We start from the raw sequence: 16,071 nt of genomic DNA, 5'->3' as shown, positions 1-16,071 counted from the left end.
ATATAAAGAGTAAATTTAAATCATTTTTAATTTCGCTTTAAGCGATATGGGAGGAATACATGAAATTTAAAAAAGATGTAATCAAAACAGGTTTAGAGAAAAAATTATTGGTTAAATACGGGAAAAAAATATCTGAAGGGCTGGATTTTGAAATATATGATGCATTGTCTCAAACGATAATGGAGGAGATAGGTGGATCTTGGAAAGAGACTAAAGACCTGTATAATAATGGCAGAGAAGCTTTTTATTTTTCTGCAGAATATCTAATGGGAAGAGCATTTAGTAATAACTTAATCAACTTAGGGGTATATGAAGGGGTTAAGGAGTTATTGGAAGAGCTGAATATTGATATAAATAAGATAGAGAGTGCTGAATCAGATGCAGGATTAGGTAATGGTGGATTAGGAAGATTAGCAGCTTGTTTTATCGAATCTATGGCAACATTAAACCTGCCTGGAACAGGATATGGTATCAGATATAAATTTGGGATGTTCAGACAGCAATTTGAAGATGGATTCCAAGTGGAATATCCAGATAACTGGTTAAAGTATGGAGATCCTTGGAGTCTTAGAAAGGACAGGGATAAGGTAGAAGTAAGATTTAATAAAGATGAGTGTGTGATGGCTGTGCCTTACGATACGCCTATCATTGGATATGGAACTAATAATATAAATACACTCAGATTATGGCAGGCAGAACCAGTGGAGGAACTGAATTTAGGTGAATTCAATGAACAGCATTATGCAGAAGCTATGAAGGAAAAAAATGAAGCGGAAAATATATCTAGAGTTTTATATCCCAACGATGATACCAATGAGGGAAAAAAATTAAGATTGAAGCAACAATATTTCTTTACCTCAGCGTCACTACAGGATATCATTAGAAAATTTAAGTTAAAGCATGGAACAGATTTTAGTATGTTACCAGATTTTACAAGTATTCAATTAAATGATACCCATCCAGTGGTAGCAATACCTGAATTAATGAGAATCTTAATAGATGTAGAGGGGTTATTGTGGGGTGATGCATGGAAAATAGTTAGAAAAACCTTTGCATATACTAATCATACAATCTTATCAGAAGCTTTAGAAAAATGGTATACAGAATTATTTAAAGAGGTATTACCTAGAATATACAATATAATTGTAAGAATTCATGTACAATTTCAAGAGTTGTTGGAGGAAAAATACCCGGCAGATCTAGAAAGAAGAAAGGAAATGGCAATAGTCGATGAAAACACAAACTTAATTCATATGGCCTGGCTTGCAATCTATGGTTCTTATGCTGTAAACGGTGTAGCAGCACTTCATACAGAGATATTAAAGAATGCAGAATTAAAAGACTGGTATGAATTATACCCTGAAAGATTCCAAAATAAAACTAATGGAGTTACTCAAAGAAGATGGCTGTTAAAATCTAACCCTGAATTATCTGCGTTGATTACAGAATTAATTGGTGACAATTGGGCTATTGATCTGAGTGAACTAAAAAAACTAGAAACTTATGTGACAGATGAAAAAATATTAAATAGGTTTTTAGATATAAAAAACACTAAAAAAGAGCAGTTAGCTAAATTCATAAAGGGGAATACAGGAATAGATGTAGATACTGATTCTATATTTGATATACAAGTAAAAAGACTGCATGAGTATAAGAGACAAATATTGAATATATTCCATATAATGGATCTGTACAATAGAATAAAAGAGAACCCTGAGATGAAAATTACTCCTAAAACTTATATCTTTGGAGCTAAGGCAGCATCTGGATATTTTAGAGCTAAGGGGATTATAAAATTAATCAATGAAGTTGCAAAAACTGTAAACGATGATGCAGATGTAGATGGAAGAATAAAAGTTGTATTTGTAGAGAATTATAATATTTCACCAGCTGAACTTATATTCCCGGCAGCAGATGTATCGGAACAAATTTCTACTGCAGGAAAGGAAGCCAGTGGAACAGGAAATATGAAATTTATGATGAATGGAGCTCCTACACTAGGAACACTAGATGGAGCCAACGTAGAGATCGTTGAGGAAGCAGGAATCGAAAACAACTTCATCTTTGGAATGAAGGTAGAAGATATAATAGAGTTGAAAAAAACCGGGTATAATCCAACTAAGGTAATGAATGAAACTAAGGGGTTGAAAAAAGTAATGGATCAGCTGATAGATGGGACTTATAGTGACGGTGACACAGGAATGTTTGAAGAGTTACATGATGCACTATTAGTAGGAGCCTCTTGGCATGCACCAGATCACTACTTCGTATTACAGGATTTTGATGATTATAGAACGGTTAGAGAGAGTATAGATGGTGCCTTTGAAGATAGATTAGGATGGGCTAAGAAAGCATGGATGAATATATCTAATGCAGGGAAATTTACCAGTGATAGAACAATAGCTCAATATGCAAAGGAGATATGGAAGATAGAGGGGAAAAGAATATAGAAAATTTTTACCTCTGATATGATTTAAAAAGTTATAAATATTAAGATATAGGAAGAGAAAAAGGTTATTAATTTAATCTTTTTCTTTTTTTAAAGGTGAAAAATAAATAAAGAAGTAGAAGTAAGGTAGAAACTGTCTGAAAAAAATATGGCGAGAATGATCAGAAAAGATTGGATGAGTCTTATCTAAATTAAATTATTTCTGGAGGGATTGTTATGAAGAGAAAACTGATAGCAGAATTTATTGGAACTTTTTGGTTGGTATTAGGAGGATGTGGAAGTGCTGTACTTGCAGCAGGGGTTCCAGATTTAGGAATAGGTTTTATGGGGGTCTCTCTGGCTTTTGGTCTGACAGTTTTAACTATGGCTTTTGCAATTGGACATATATCAGGTTGTCATTTAAACCCGGCGGTTTCTATCGGACTCTGTATAGGTGGGAGATTTGATAAAAAAGAGCTGTTGCCCTATATAGTTTCCCAGGTATTAGGGGGGATACTCGGTGCAGGGGTGCTGTATATTATAGCCTCAGGTTTATCAGGTTTTGATGTGTCAGCCAATGGGTTTGCTTCAAATGGATATGGGATCCATTCTCCCATGGGGTTTAGTTTATTGGCAGGGTTAGTTGTGGAAATAGTTCTTACAGCAGTATTTTTAATTATTATAATGGGAGCGACAGATAAACGAGCTCCTCAAGGGTTCGCACCAATAGCTATAGGTTTAGGGTTAACACTGATCCATCTAATAAGTATTCCAGTAACGAATACATCTGTAAATCCTGCTAGAAGTACAGCAGTTGCTATTTTTCAAGGGGGATGGGCTGTAGATCAATTATGGTTATTTTGGGTAGCACCGATTATAGGAGCTATTTTAGGAGCTCTTATATACAAAACCATGGAATAAAAATAAAGAAATTCTAATTTTAGAGGCGCTAGTTAGTGGAAAAACAGTTGATAATTCTTGACTAAAGTGCTACAATAATTGATGAAAATATACATAAAATTAGGAGGAAAAGATGCAAACATTTACAACTAGTGGAGTATGTGCTAAGACAATAGATTTTAAAATAGAGGAAGGTATTGTTAAGAGTGTAAAGTTTAATGGCGGATGTGCAGGAAATGCTATCGGGTTATCAGCTTTAGTAGAGGGAATGAAAGTAGAAGATGTGGTTACAAGATTACAGGGAACTGAGTGTGGAAAGAGACCTACATCATGTCCTGATCAGCTAGCTAAAGCATTGGGTGAATTTATTAAATAAAATTAGAAGGAGGTTTTTAGTTTATAAATACTAGAAACCTCCTTTAAATTTGTTATATTTTAGAAAAAATATGGTAAAATTAAAAGATCTGAAAAAACATAACTTATAAATTTCAATAATAGCCATAATTTAAACTAAATGTAGTTTTTAATCTTGCACGAAAGGAATAGGAGGGATTAGATGAAATACATATATATTTATATGGGAATAATAAATTTTTTAACTTTTTTAATCTTTGGAATAGATAAGTATAAGGCTAAAAAAGATTATTCCAGGGTATCTGAAAAGACATTGTTTCTTCTTTGTTTTATAGGGGGCGGAATAGGTGGGTTTATTGGGATGTATACCTTTAGACATAAAACGAGAAAGTGGTATTTTAATCTATTGGTACCAATATCGATAGTGCTAGGAGTTTATGGGTGGTATTCTGTTTATAAAGTTTTAATGAGCAGCTAATAACTCAGCCGCCAATGGACACCAATTGGAATTTAAGATATATAATGTACAATAAAAAAGTAAAAATTAAAAACCTTGGGTAGAAAGCTCACAAAGAACAAAAAAAGAGCCTATAAGGAGAAGCTGAGATTTAGTGATCTTGTTTCAAAAAGCTTAGTGAGCTTAGTGTAGGGGTTTGTTCGTGAAATTCGTGACAAAAATAAAATTATAACTAATAAGGAGAGTATTAAAAATGAAAATAGAAAATGGAAAAAAAGTAACTTTAGAATTTGTATTGAGAGATGATAAGGGGAATTTATTGGATAAAACTACCAAGGGTGATGAGTTAACTTTCACCTATGGTGATGAAGCTGTAGTTATAGGGCTAGAAGAAGCTCTTCTAGGGAAAAAAACAGGAGATAAATTTAATGTTAAAATAACTCCTAATAAGGGGTATGGTGAATATGATGAAAATCTTACGATCGAGATGCCTATAGAAGAATTTGACGGGATGGGCCTTTACGAAGGGTTGGAATTTGAAGCTGACACAGATGAAGGTGTAGGAGTTTTTACTATAAAGGAAGTTATTTCAGAGGAGGATAAAGTCATTGTAGATGGGAATCACCCCTATGCAGGAATGACCCTTAATTTTGAGATAAAAGTAGTAAAAGTTAAGTAAAACAGTGACGTGATGTTACATTCAGTTATGCTTAATTTAAGTCTTTAAAAAATTTAAATCTTTAAAAGAATATGAAATTTCTGGATAAGAGAATATAAAATTAGTAATTGGGTCGTTCTTGACTATTAAATATTAATTTTATTTGAATTTATGGTATAATATTTAGCAAATAAATTAAAAGAGGTGTTAGTTTGAGTTTAAAAATGGATATAATAGGATTGTTATCGCAGTATGAGCATGGAAAATTTTCAAATATATTATTGAATGATTATTTTAAAGAGAAAGAAACAGAGCTTCCGGGATTAACTCGTGGGGAAAAAGGGTTTATCACAGAAGTATTTTATGGAGTTATCAGAAATGTAATATTTTTGGACTACTCAATAAATAAAAGGGTAAAAAGTATAGATAAATTATGGGTAAGAAATTTACTTAGATTATCTATGTACCAAATACACTTTATGGACTCAGATGATGCAGGGGTAGTTTACGAAGGTGTAGAAGTAGCTAAATTAAGAGGTGGAACATTTATCGGAAGTTTTGTAAATGGTGTACTTAGATCATTTATCAGGGAAAAAGATGAAGATATAGAAAAATTATTAGAAGAGGGAAAGGAAGATATAGTTTTATCATATCCAAAATGGTTCTTTGATGAGATTAAATGGGAGCATAAAGAAGATTATTTAGAGATACTTAAATCTTATAAAAAAATCCCTAATATCAGTGTAAAGATAAATAAATTAAACTATAATGAGGAAGATTTTCTAGATCTATTAAAGATGAAAAACATAAATATTTTGAAAAAAGTAGAAGATGTTTATTATATTGATTCAGGAGTCATATTGGAAACTTATGAATTTAAAAGAGGTCAAATCACAGTACAGGATGGATCTTCATTTTTAGCGGCTAAATATTTAGATCCTCAACCAGGAGATAGAGTGTTGGATACTTGTAGTGCTCCTGGGGGAAAAACTATGGCTATGGCAGAGATGATGGACAATGAAGGGGAGATAGTAGCCTTAGACATTCATGAACATAAGTTGAAATTAATTGAGAGCAGAACAAAGCAAATGGGAATAGATATAGTTCAAGCTGAACTTATGGATGCCAGATTAGTAGAAAAAGAGTTCGGATTAGAATCTTTTGATAGAGTATTGGTCGATGCACCATGTAGTGGTTTTGGAGTAATCAGAAAGAAGCCGGAAGTACTTTATACTAAGAAGATGAAAAATGTTCAGGAATTAGCTAGATTACAGCTGGATATATTAAATGCTGCTGCTAAAGTAGTAAAAATAGGTGGAACTCTAGTATATAGTACTTGTACTATCCTTAATAAGGAAAACCTTGAAAATATAACTAGATTTTTAAAGACAAATCCTAACTTTGAAGTAGAAAAAGTAGAAATATCTCCTAATGTAAATGGAAGTTTTGATAAATTAGGTGGACTGAATATATTTGATGAGTTCTTAGATGGATTCTATATGGTTAAGATGAAGAAAATAGAAAAATAGAAAAATATGGAAGGGTGGATTTTATGTCTACCTTTTCTTTATAAAAAAGGAGAAGTTTATGATAGATGATTTAATAAAAGCAAATGAGTATGTAGTGTCTAAGATTATAGAAAGAGATGAAGTTATTCTTGAGATGGAAGAATATGCAAAAGAACATAATGTACCCATTGTTACAAAGGAAGTGGCAGAGTATCTTAAATTTATGATCAAATCTAATAAGTGTAAAAACATATTAGAAGTTGGGACTGCTATTGGATACTCAGGAAGTGTTATGTTGCAGGGAAATGAAGATGTCACTATTACAACTCTAGAGATAGATGAAGAAAGATATAACGAAGCCCGTGTGAATTTTGAAAAGATGGGATATAGCTCCAGAGTAAACCAGATTTTAGGAGATGCTCTTGTAGAGATTCCCAAATTAGATGATACCTTTGATTTTATCTTTATTGATGCAGCCAAGGGAAAATATATGGATTTTTATAAAGATTCTTATAAGTTATTAAAAAAAGACGGGGTAATATTCATAGATAATATCATGTTTAGAGGATATCTATATAATGAATATCCTAAAAGGTTTAGGACTATTGTTAGAAAGTTAAATGAATTTATTGAATATCTTCATGAAAATGAAAATTTTGTACTTCTACCTTTTGGAGACGGAATAGGGCTAGTATATAAAGGGGAATAGAAAACTTTGTATTTTTTATTCTTTAGTCTAACTTTTCTATCTATTTAGATGAAGAATAAACAGGAAAAATATTGTAATAATAGTTGATAATAATTATTTAAATTATATATATTGATTTATCATAATTTTGAGGTATAATGTATTATTACAATTAAATGTTGATAGAGGTTGCACTTGATATTAGTAGTTTAGTGGAGATGGTTAGTCTGTGAAACTAGATGAAAGGATTTTTTGCCGAAGGGTATTTTTTTTACAGAAAAATACTACTGGGGATATAATGAATAATTATATCACTGTCATTGAAGTTTTCAATGGAGCGCTATCTGAAGGTATTTTATTCAGATGAGCTTCCAACAGCTTAAAAAAATAGAAGCCGACAGATAAAATCTGTCGGCTTTTTTTGTTATCTGGGAAATTATAGTCGGGGCATAATACCAGTAATTTACTTTGTAAATTTAAATTGTGCCTGTCTGGATGCAAAGTCACGTTGCTTTTTGTTTTAAATTTTTATTAAATTTGGGAGGGATGATTATGAAGTTTGAAAAATATCATGGACTGGGAAATGATTTTATCATTATAGGTGAAGGGGAAATAAAGGAAAATTTAAAATATTCTGAATTGGCTAAAAATATTTGTAACAGGAAGATTGGTATTGGTGCTGATGGGTTAATTGTTGTTTCTAAAGATGAAAATAATAATAATGAAATGATCTTTTATAATGCTGATGGAAGTTTTGATACTATGTGTGGAAATGGATTTAGGTGTTTTTGTCTTTACTTAAAAAATCATAATTTAATAAATAAAGAGGAGTTAACGATTAGAACAGGAGCAGGAATTTTAAAAGCAAAAATTATTAACGATAATCCATTTATGGTAAAGGTTAATATGGGAAGGGAAAATTATTATCATGATTCTATTAAGTTGTGTTCTCAAGGGGAGTTATTTAATGAGAAGGTAAAGATTGAAAATGAAGAATTTTATATAACTTCTCTATTTATGGGAACTACCCACAGTGTAGTTTTTGTAGATGATATTTCAAATGAATTTGTAGATAAATATGGTCCCCTTATAAATGATTTGGAATTTTTCCCATTGGATACCAGTGTTAATTTTTGTAAGGTAGAGGACGGTAAATTAAGGATAAAAACGTGGGAGAGGGGAGTAGGACGGACATTGGCATGTGGAACTGGGAGCTGTGCATCAGCAATTGTAGCTAAAAGGTTGAATCTTATGGGAAATAATGTGGTGGTTCAACATCTATTAGGAGAGCTGGAGATTGAATTAGGGGAAGAAATTTATATGATAGGTACTGGAGTGAAGGTAGCTTCTGGTTACTTTGAAAATCAAGAATAAAAAATTAGATTGAAATAAAAATAGGAATTTGCTCTATTAGAGGCAAATTCCTATTTTCCTATACCACGTTATAATCTCCCTGTTCCATTTTGTGCTCTTCGTGTCCCTCGATTTCGTCCTTATGATCTCCATCAGCAGTAACACTTCGAACGACATATTTATTGAAGGAGTCATTATAAAATTTATATTTGTAACTACCATCCATATGGGAAGTAACCCAAACTCCGCTGCAAAGAGGAGTTTCATCTCTATAAAGGGTCCAAGTATCATAATCTTTAGTGACTGCATAATCACCGTTGGCAAAGATTTCGATCTCTTTTCCAAAACATAGTTCCCTTTCCTCATCTACTAGATGATGGATATCATGCTTATCACAATAAGTATAGTAATTTTCATGATTTGGAACTTTTTCAATACTTTTTATATCCACTTCCGATATGTGATCCATCCATTTTTTCATAATGATACCTCCAGATTAGCTAGAATAATTTTTTTATATAAGGTCAGTTTCAATACAGATAGAGATATATCTATATTATAATAGATATAGAAAATTTATTAAAATCCTTTAAAATTTAGATTTTAATTTGCTTTTAAAATCTGCTATAATTAAGTGTATGGTTTTGATATCAATTGTATGTTAAATCTATATTAAATAAAAAAAGTAGGAGAATTTACCGATGAAAACACTAAAAGAATGTATATTGACAGCTAAGGAAAAATATAGAGAGGATATATTTATCAAATCAGCTTTAAAAAATTATACATATGATGAAATAATAAAAGAAGTTTTAAAATGGTCTGGCTATCTTATGGAAAGAGGGATAAAAAAAGGGGACAGGGTAGGAATAATAACTCCTAAATCCATTGGACAACTAAAATCTCTCTATGCTGTATGGATGGCAGAGGGAATTATTGTTCCTATAAATGAAAACAGCAGGGAAGCTGAATTAAAATTTATATTAGAGGATTCAACTCCTAAAGTTATTTTAACGATCTCTTCATTGGAAGATAAAATAAAAAATCTTTATCCAGAAGCAGAGATTATCCTTTTGGAAAATTTAGGTGAGTTATCTGAAAATTCAAGTTATGAAGATAAAAATAACACCGATTCAGAAGATATAGGAGCTCTAATATATACCAGTGGTTCTACAGGGAATCCAAAGGGAGTGATGCTTACCCATAAAAATTTGATCAGTAATGGAAAGTCTATTGTTAAGGTAAAAGAATTAACAACTGATGACTGCCTCTATTCAATTCTTCCCTATTGGCATAGTTTTTCCTTGGCTGTAGAAGTTATAGGTTCTATAAGCAGTGGGTTGAGTTTAGGATTTACAGAAAATCCGAGAAATTTTGTTGGGAATATACCTCTGTTTAAGCCTACTATAATACTGGCTGTACCGAGAATACTGGAGATGATAAAAGGAAGTATAGAAAAACAGATGAAAAGTGCTGGTTTAGAAGCTGAAGAGGGCTATAAGAAGTTGTTACAGGTTGCCCCATTTGTAAAAGGAGATAGGTATGATTTTACTCCCAATGAGGAATACAGGCAGACCTATGACATCTTAGATAAGAGATTACTGGTTAAACTCAGGTCTGTTTTTGGAGGAAAATTCAGAGAATTTATCTCTGGAGGTGCAGCACTGGATATAAATTTACAAAGGTACTTTGGTTATTTAGGGCTGCCGGTGATGCAGGGGTATGGGTTATCTGAGACATCACCAGTTGTCAGTGTGGATAGTTTAGAGAATTATAGTTACGGGAGTTCTGGGGACCTGCTAGAGTGGCTCTTAGAGGAGCCTTTTGGAAATTTCACATTTTTAGATGAAACAGGAAATAGAGGAAAGGATCTCAAGGGAGAATTACTTTTAAAAGGAAGTTGTGTAATGAAAGGGTACTGGAATCATAGAGATGAGAGTGCTAAGGTAATAAAGGACGGCTGGCTTCATACTGGAGATATAGGTTATTATAAAGATGAAAAATTATATATAAGTGGTAGAAAAACTAATATGATAGTTTTGAAAGGTGGCGAGAACATCCACCCGGAGTTTATTGAAAATGAATTAAAGAAATCAGATATTATAGATGATGTGATGGTTATAGGAGATGGGTGCAAAAATTTATATGCATGTTTGACAGTTCCGGAAAACTATGACGAAGTACATGAGAGCGAATTAAATATCTTATTAAAGAGTGAGGTGAAAAGACTGACAAGTCACCTGGTTTCACATCAAAAACCGAGAGATATATTGCTGATTCCTAGATTTACAATAGAGGATGAAACTTATACAGGGACTATGAAAGTAAGAAGACATATGGTGAATAAAAGGGAAAATGAAAAGATAAATAATTTTTTAGAGGAAGTTGGGGAAAGGTAGCTTTTGGTGTTTTAAAAATCAAGGATTAAAAAATTTGGATTGATTACAAAGTAAAACTTATAAAAAATGTAGAGTATTAAAATCATTAAAAAAAATTATCTCTAAAGGAATAACTGTTTATTTTTAGTAGTTAATAATATTGAAACTAATAAAGTCGTTATTTTATTTATATTATTATGCAATTTATAGTTAACTGTTAATTAAATAGATTTATATTCCGAGAGGTGGAGAAGAATGAAAAACCTGATAAGAACTCTATGGTATGGTGATGTTCCTTTAGTGATTACATACTGGCAGTTTGGTGTAATTGCCAATATATTTTTTAATATTATTTTTGCTTATATTGGGCATAAAAATATCGGATTTTATACAAAAGTTGGTTTTATATTTGTGCTTATTTTAAATATTTTTGTTTTTATTTATACTATTTTTATATGTGTTGCAATCTGGAGAAGTGCTAATAAATATGAGGGTCTAAAGAGATATGCGGTTCTTGCTAAGATCTCTGTGCTATCTGGTGTAGCAGAAGTAATTAGAGTTATATTTGAGATGTTTGGGGTAATTTTGGGGTAAGAGAACAGATGTTTGAAAAATTAAAAGAGGGAAGAGGCCTTCTTCTTTGTCTGAGTAAAATCGATATTATAGAGATATCGTAGTATGATGTTAGGTAAAGGTAAATTCAAAAAAATTGGTAATATTTAGATATCAAGAATAAATTTATTGAGGTGTTTTTTATGAAAAAAGAATTTCTAGAAATATTGATGAAAAAAGATAATTTTCCATGTAAATTAGATAAAAAAGATGGAGAACTCCTAAAAAAAATCTTTAAAAAAGATATAAAATTTGAAGTTGATTCTGTGAACAGGAAAAAGGTTAATGATTTGGAATTTAGATATATTTATGAGGAGGATGGGGTAAAATATATTCTTTTGGAGGAATATACCTTCAAAGAGGGAGAGACATTCCTGTCTTTGGAAAATTCCATAGGAGTAGATTATTATTTTAATAAAATTTAGTTTACTTCTGTTGATGTTTTTATATTGTGGAATATGTTTTGGCAGAGACCCTCTACCTTCTCTAGAGGGGAGAACTATAAAAGTTGAGGAAGATAATACACTCTTGACTATGATAGAGAGAGAGGTTGGAATACCGACAGGATTTTATCGGAGACTGGAGTTTGAAACAGGGGAAGAGCCCTATATAAATGTGGGGGTCAGCACAAAAATAATACCTTATTATGCAAAACTAAAGTATCTACTGGATCTAGAAGACCAATCTTCTCCCTATTATTTATTTTCTATGGGAGTTAACTTGGTTGAAGGTGAAGATATAGCTTTTGATGCATTTTTAGATGACCTATCACAGAGGGTAAATTATGGGATAGGTGTTGGCATTACTTTTAAAGACGTTGAGGTAGAGATATTATATGGAAAATATAATTATCAAAATATCGGGATACCTCACCAAGATGAAAAAAGTTTGTATAGTTCAACAAAAATCACATTTGGCTGCAAATATAGATTCTGAGCACTTAGGTGCTCTTTTTTTCTAGACTTTTTACAGGTGTTATTGTATAATTTCAAAGGCTGTGTAAAAGTCTTGTAAACTGCGTGTAAAGATTATGTAAAACATGCAAAAAAATTATTTAGAGGAGCAAATAAATGGGAAATGCGTTGAATATAATATTGAATGTAATTGGTGGATTGGGAATTTTCTTATATGGAATGGAGAATATGGCCAATGCAATGCAAAAGGTAGCGGGAGATAAGTTAAAAAATGTAATTGCAATCGTGACTAAAAATAGATTTTTAGGTGTTTTAGTAGGGATAGTAATTACAATTTTAGTTCAATCTTCATCTGTAACAACGGTTATGGTAATTGGATTTGTAAATGCCAGTTTAATGAACCTTACTCAGGCTTTGGGAGTTATTTTAGGAGCCAATATAGGAACTACTGCTGTAGGTTGGCTGCTTATTCTAAAGGTTGGTAAATACGGACTGCCTTTAGCTGGGTTCGGGGCTATCATCGGAATGTTTGCCAAAACTGAAAAAGGCAAAGAAAAATCAAAATTAATGATGGGAATAGGTCTGATATTCTTTGGAATGGAACTTATGAAAAATGGTTTTGAACCTCTTAGAGCCATGCCGGAATTTGTTGCAATGTTTCAAAGATTCCATGTAACAGGGATAGGAAGTGCATTCTTAGTAGCTATGGTAGGAGCATTCTTAACGGCAATAGTGCAGGCTTCAGCAGCTACTTTAGGAATAACTATAATGTTAGCCAGTCAAGGGCTGATCGATGCACAAACTGGTGTAGCTATAGTAATGGGATTGAATGTAGGGACTACTATTACAGCGTTCTTAGCATCATTTGGTGCTAAGGCTAATGCAAAAAGAGCAGCCTATGCCCATACGATTATAAATATCTTTGGACTCCTATGGGTACTTCCGATATATGGAATATACACTAATATGATAGGACATATTGTAGATCCTAGTGTAAATATAAGTGGTTTTTTAGCAGCAGCTCATACGATATTTAATGTTACCAATGCGATTTTATTTATATTTTTGTTGACACCCCTGGCTAATTTTTTGAAAAAAATAATTCCAAATGATGAAGTAAAAGCAAAAAAATATACACATCTAGATGTAAGGATGCTTGAAACTCCTACTTTGGCTATTGAACAAACAAAGGCAGAGGTAGCTTCTATAGGTGACGATATTAAGTTAGCATTAGAAAAAGTTAAAACTGTTATAGAAAATAATTTACCAAAAAATTCTGATGAAATAGCGGAAGTGTTTAGAATTGAAGAAAAAGTGGATATGGTTCAGAGTGAAGTAGCGGAACTGAATTCACAAATTTTGGGATTAGATATAGAACAACACTTAGTTATGGTTACAAGAAAAAACATAGCTATCTGTGACCAATATGAGTCTTTAACAGACTATGCTGAAAGGATTATGAAAGTATATGCCAGATTAAAAGAAAATGATCTAGTTATCAATCAACATAAAAAAGAAGATCTATTTTGTCTGCATAATGCAGTAGTAGAGTTCTTTGACCTGGTAAATAATGCATATGTAACAAATAACGTAGACATAACAATAGAAGCTGTAAAAAAATCTACTGAGATTACTAATATGTATAGAAAAGCAAGAAAAGGTCATTTAGAAAGAATGGGTAGTGATAAAAAACAAAGACCTATGCTGAGTACAGGGCATATGGATATGTTAAATCATTATAGACGTTTAAGCGATCATATGCTCACAGTAGTAGAGATAATGAATATATAGATATAAAAGAGATTTCCCAATTTATGGAGATCTCTTTTTTTATGATTCGGAATTCGGAAAAAGGAAAGACGGAAAACATACACTTTTTGAAATAATATTAGTATTATTTCAATTAATATGTTACACTATGATGTTAATTTAAATAAAGGTGGACTCAAATTGTATTGATTTTAAGATCGAATGAATACCCACGTATGGAATAAATTGTTTGTGAAAGCATTATATATAGCATAAAATTTGATCCTGCCTTAATAAAACATAAGGATGTGAAAAATGGAAAAAATGGTAGAATTTAAAAAATTAGGATTGTCAGAAAAGACTTTAGCAGCTTTAGAAAAAAAAGGATTTGAAAAGCCAAGTCCAATACAAGCACTTACTATCCCAGCTCTTCTTAATGGAGATAAAGATGTAATCGGTCAAGCACAAACTGGAACTGGTAAAACAGCAGCTTTCTCATTACCTATCTTAGAAAAGATGGACGAGAATAAAAGAGGAGTAAAAGCAATAGTTTTAGCTCCTACAAGAGAATTAGCTATCCAGGTAGCAGAAGAAATTAACTCTTTAAAAGGTGAAAGAAGATTAAAGGTACTTCCAGTGTATGGTGGGCAAGCAATGGACCAACAGATCAGAACTCTTAGAAGAGGAGTAGATATCGTAGTAGGAACTCCAGGAAGAGTACAAGATCATATCAGAAGAAAGACTTTAGTATTAGAAGATTTAGACTTCTTTATATTAGATGAAGCTGACGAAATGTTAAACATGGGATTCGTAGAAGATATCGAAACTATCTTAGCGGCAACTAACGATGACAAGAAGATGTTATTCTTCTCAGCAACTATGCCTAACGAAATCTTAAAAGTAGCTAAAAAATATATGGGTGAATTTGAAGTAATGAGAGTTAAAGCTACTGAGCTTACAACTAAAAATACAGAGCAAATTTACTTTGAAGTAAGAGATGGAGATAAATTTGAAGCTCTTTGCAGAGTTGTAGATGTAGAGGTAGACTTCTACGGAATCGTATTCTGTAGAACTAAAAATGATGTAGACAATGTAGTTAGCAAGCTTATCGAAAGAGGATATGAAGCTGAAGGAATCCATGGAGATATATCACAGGCTCAAAGAGAAAGAACTCTTAGAAAGTTTAAGACAAAAAACATAAATATCTTAGTAGCTACAGACGTAGCAGCAAGAGGAATAGATGTAAATGACCTTACTCATGTAATCAACTACTCTATACCACAAGAAGCTGAGGCATATGTACATAGAATCGGTAGAACTGGTAGAGCAGGTAAAAAAGGTGTGGCTATAACATTTGTTACTCCTAGAGAGATGGGTAAATTAAGCAGAATCAAAAGAGTAGCTAAAGCAGAGATTAAAAAATCGACTATTCCTGAAATTGATGAAGTTTTAAAAGCTAAGAAGGAAAGTTTGTATGCTTGTGTAGGAGAGATAATTGCAGAGAAGGATTTCTCAGTATACTCTGATATGGCAACTGAACTAGCTGTAGAAAGTAATCCTGTAGATGTAATCGCAGCATTATTAAGACATGTATATGATGATGAATTCGATAAGGAAACTTATAGAAAAATCAGAAATAACATGAGATCAAATGATAGAAATGACAGAAGAGATAGAAACGATAGAGATGGTAGAAGAGATAGAAATGATAGAGGCGGAAGACAAACTTTAGATAACCAAACTAGATTATTTATCGGAATGGGTAAAAAAGATAACTTAGATGCCAGAAAATTATTAGCTATCGTCAACAAAGAAGCTAAAGTTCCAGGAAGAAAGATCAAAGATATCAAAATTATGAATGAATTTTCATTTATGACGGTTCCGTTTTCTGAAGCAGAGGATATTATCCATGCATTAAACGCTACTAGAAAAGGTGGAAGACCATTAGTAGAAAAAGCTAAAAACTAATATTTTTTAGGGAAGGAATTAATACCTTCCCTTTTTTAATGTTTTATTTTCTAAGGATATAGTATATAATGTAAGGGGTGTCACTTTAAAAATAAGAGTAGATT

General features: G+C 32.0%; 15 protein-coding genes and 1 riboswitch. Of the genes, 14 read left to right on the top strand and 1 reads right to left on the bottom strand.

Annotated features, from left to right (window positions below):
* Positions 1-59 precede the first annotated feature (59 nt).
* The 8 genes from NRK67_15075 to dapF all read left to right on the top strand — a co-directional run bounded on the left by NRK67_15075 (position 60) and on the right by dapF (position 8,367).
* Positions 60-2,450 (top strand): glycogen/starch/alpha-glucan phosphorylase, encoded by a 2,391-nt coding sequence (locus tag NRK67_15075; protein ID UUV18595.1) that lies wholly within the window; start codon positions 60-62, stop codon positions 2,448-2,450.
* A 215-nt stretch (positions 2,451-2,665) separates the two neighbouring features.
* The gene (aqpZ, locus tag NRK67_15070) at positions 2,666-3,349 is read left to right on the top strand and encodes an aquaporin Z (protein UUV18594.1); all 684 of its coding nucleotides are present in this window, start codon (positions 2,666-2,668) and stop codon (positions 3,347-3,349) included.
* Positions 3,350-3,461: 112 nt separating this feature from the next.
* Entirely contained in the window at positions 3,462-3,704 is a 243-nt protein-coding gene (locus NRK67_15065) for a TIGR03905 family TSCPD domain-containing protein (protein ID UUV18593.1), read from the top strand.
* A gap of 180 nt (positions 3,705-3,884) precedes the next feature.
* The gene (locus NRK67_15060; GenBank protein ID UUV18592.1) at positions 3,885-4,160 is read left to right on the top strand and encodes a DUF1294 domain-containing protein; all 276 of its coding nucleotides are present in this window, start codon (positions 3,885-3,887) and stop codon (positions 4,158-4,160) included.
* A 232-nt stretch (positions 4,161-4,392) separates the two neighbouring features.
* Positions 4,393-4,818 carry a peptidylprolyl isomerase gene (locus tag NRK67_15055; GenBank protein ID UUV18591.1) on the top strand — a complete coding sequence of 142 codons (426 nt, stop codon included), beginning with the start codon at positions 4,393-4,395 and terminating at the stop codon, positions 4,816-4,818.
* 191 nt (positions 4,819-5,009) lie between these two features.
* Complete coding sequence (gene rsmB, locus NRK67_15050) at positions 5,010-6,326, top strand: 16S rRNA (cytosine(967)-C(5))-methyltransferase RsmB (protein ID UUV18590.1); 1,317 nt, start codon at positions 5,010-5,012, stop codon at positions 6,324-6,326.
* A gap of 58 nt (positions 6,327-6,384) precedes the next feature.
* Positions 6,385-7,014: an O-methyltransferase gene (locus NRK67_15045; GenBank protein ID UUV18589.1), complete on the top strand. Its 630-nt coding sequence runs from the start codon at positions 6,385-6,387 to the stop codon at positions 7,012-7,014.
* A gap of 154 nt (positions 7,015-7,168) precedes the next feature.
* A riboswitch (Lysine riboswitch) is annotated at positions 7,169-7,344 on the top strand.
* A 201-nt stretch (positions 7,345-7,545) separates the two neighbouring features.
* On the top strand, positions 7,546-8,367 hold the full coding sequence (gene dapF / locus NRK67_15040; protein UUV18588.1) for a diaminopimelate epimerase: 822 nt from the start codon (positions 7,546-7,548) through the stop codon (positions 8,365-8,367).
* Between the two features lie 58 nt (positions 8,368-8,425).
* Here the strand turns inward: dapF and NRK67_15035 are convergent, their stop codons facing one another.
* Complete coding sequence (locus NRK67_15035; protein UUV18587.1) at positions 8,426-8,827, bottom strand: hypothetical protein; 402 nt, start codon at positions 8,825-8,827, stop codon at positions 8,426-8,428.
* 220 nt (positions 8,828-9,047) lie between these two features.
* Between NRK67_15035 and NRK67_15030 the strand changes: the two genes are divergently transcribed.
* The 6 genes from NRK67_15030 to NRK67_15005 all read left to right on the top strand — a co-directional run bounded on the left by NRK67_15030 (position 9,048) and on the right by NRK67_15005 (position 15,967).
* Entirely contained in the window at positions 9,048-10,745 is a 1,698-nt protein-coding gene (locus NRK67_15030; GenBank protein UUV18586.1) for an AMP-binding protein, read from the top strand.
* Between the two features lie 234 nt (positions 10,746-10,979).
* Positions 10,980-11,318: a hypothetical protein gene (locus NRK67_15025; protein ID UUV18585.1), complete on the top strand. Its 339-nt coding sequence runs from the start codon at positions 10,980-10,982 to the stop codon at positions 11,316-11,318.
* 161 nt (positions 11,319-11,479) lie between these two features.
* Positions 11,480-11,761, top strand: a complete 282-nt coding sequence (locus NRK67_15020; GenBank protein UUV18584.1) for a hypothetical protein — start codon at positions 11,480-11,482, stop codon at positions 11,759-11,761.
* 109 nt (positions 11,762-11,870) lie between these two features.
* Entirely contained in the window at positions 11,871-12,272 is a 402-nt protein-coding gene (locus NRK67_15015) for a porin family protein (protein UUV18583.1), read from the top strand.
* A gap of 134 nt (positions 12,273-12,406) precedes the next feature.
* Entirely contained in the window at positions 12,407-14,041 is a 1,635-nt protein-coding gene (locus NRK67_15010) for a Na/Pi cotransporter family protein (protein ID UUV18582.1), read from the top strand.
* 273 nt (positions 14,042-14,314) lie between these two features.
* Complete coding sequence (locus NRK67_15005) at positions 14,315-15,967, top strand: DEAD/DEAH box helicase (GenBank protein UUV18581.1); 1,653 nt, start codon at positions 14,315-14,317, stop codon at positions 15,965-15,967.
* The last annotated feature ends 104 nt before the right edge of the window (positions 15,968-16,071 follow it).

The sequence above is a fragment of the Fusobacteria bacterium ZRK30 genome (assembly GCA_024628785.1).
Lineage (GTDB): Bacteria > Fusobacteriota > Fusobacteriia > Fusobacteriales > Fusobacteriaceae > Psychrilyobacter.
This window is presented reverse-complemented; position numbering and strand designations above follow the sequence as displayed.

Coding starts and splice junctions, on each gene's coding strand:
- NRK67_15010 (UUV18582.1), top strand. CDS start 12,407: ATGGGAAATGCGTTGAATATAATATTGAATGTAATTGGTGGATTGGGA.
- NRK67_15025 (UUV18585.1), top strand. CDS start 10,980: ATGAAAAACCTGATAAGAACTCTATGGTATGGTGATGTTCCTTTAGTG.
- NRK67_15015 (UUV18583.1), top strand. CDS start 11,871: ATGATAGAGAGAGAGGTTGGAATACCGACAGGATTTTATCGGAGACTG.
- NRK67_15035 (UUV18587.1), bottom strand. CDS start 8,827: ATGAAAAAATGGATGGATCACATATCGGAAGTGGATATAAAAAGTATT.
- dapF (UUV18588.1), top strand. CDS start 7,546: ATGAAGTTTGAAAAATATCATGGACTGGGAAATGATTTTATCATTATA.
- NRK67_15060 (UUV18592.1), top strand. CDS start 3,885: ATGAAATACATATATATTTATATGGGAATAATAAATTTTTTAACTTTT.
- NRK67_15005 (UUV18581.1), top strand. CDS start 14,315: ATGGAAAAAATGGTAGAATTTAAAAAATTAGGATTGTCAGAAAAGACT.
- NRK67_15020 (UUV18584.1), top strand. CDS start 11,480: ATGAAAAAAGAATTTCTAGAAATATTGATGAAAAAAGATAATTTTCCA.
- NRK67_15075 (UUV18595.1), top strand. CDS start 60: ATGAAATTTAAAAAAGATGTAATCAAAACAGGTTTAGAGAAAAAATTA.
- NRK67_15045 (UUV18589.1), top strand. CDS start 6,385: ATGATAGATGATTTAATAAAAGCAAATGAGTATGTAGTGTCTAAGATT.
- aqpZ (UUV18594.1), top strand. CDS start 2,666: ATGAAGAGAAAACTGATAGCAGAATTTATTGGAACTTTTTGGTTGGTA.
- NRK67_15055 (UUV18591.1), top strand. CDS start 4,393: ATGAAAATAGAAAATGGAAAAAAAGTAACTTTAGAATTTGTATTGAGA.
- NRK67_15065 (UUV18593.1), top strand. CDS start 3,462: ATGCAAACATTTACAACTAGTGGAGTATGTGCTAAGACAATAGATTTT.
- NRK67_15030 (UUV18586.1), top strand. CDS start 9,048: ATGAAAACACTAAAAGAATGTATATTGACAGCTAAGGAAAAATATAGA.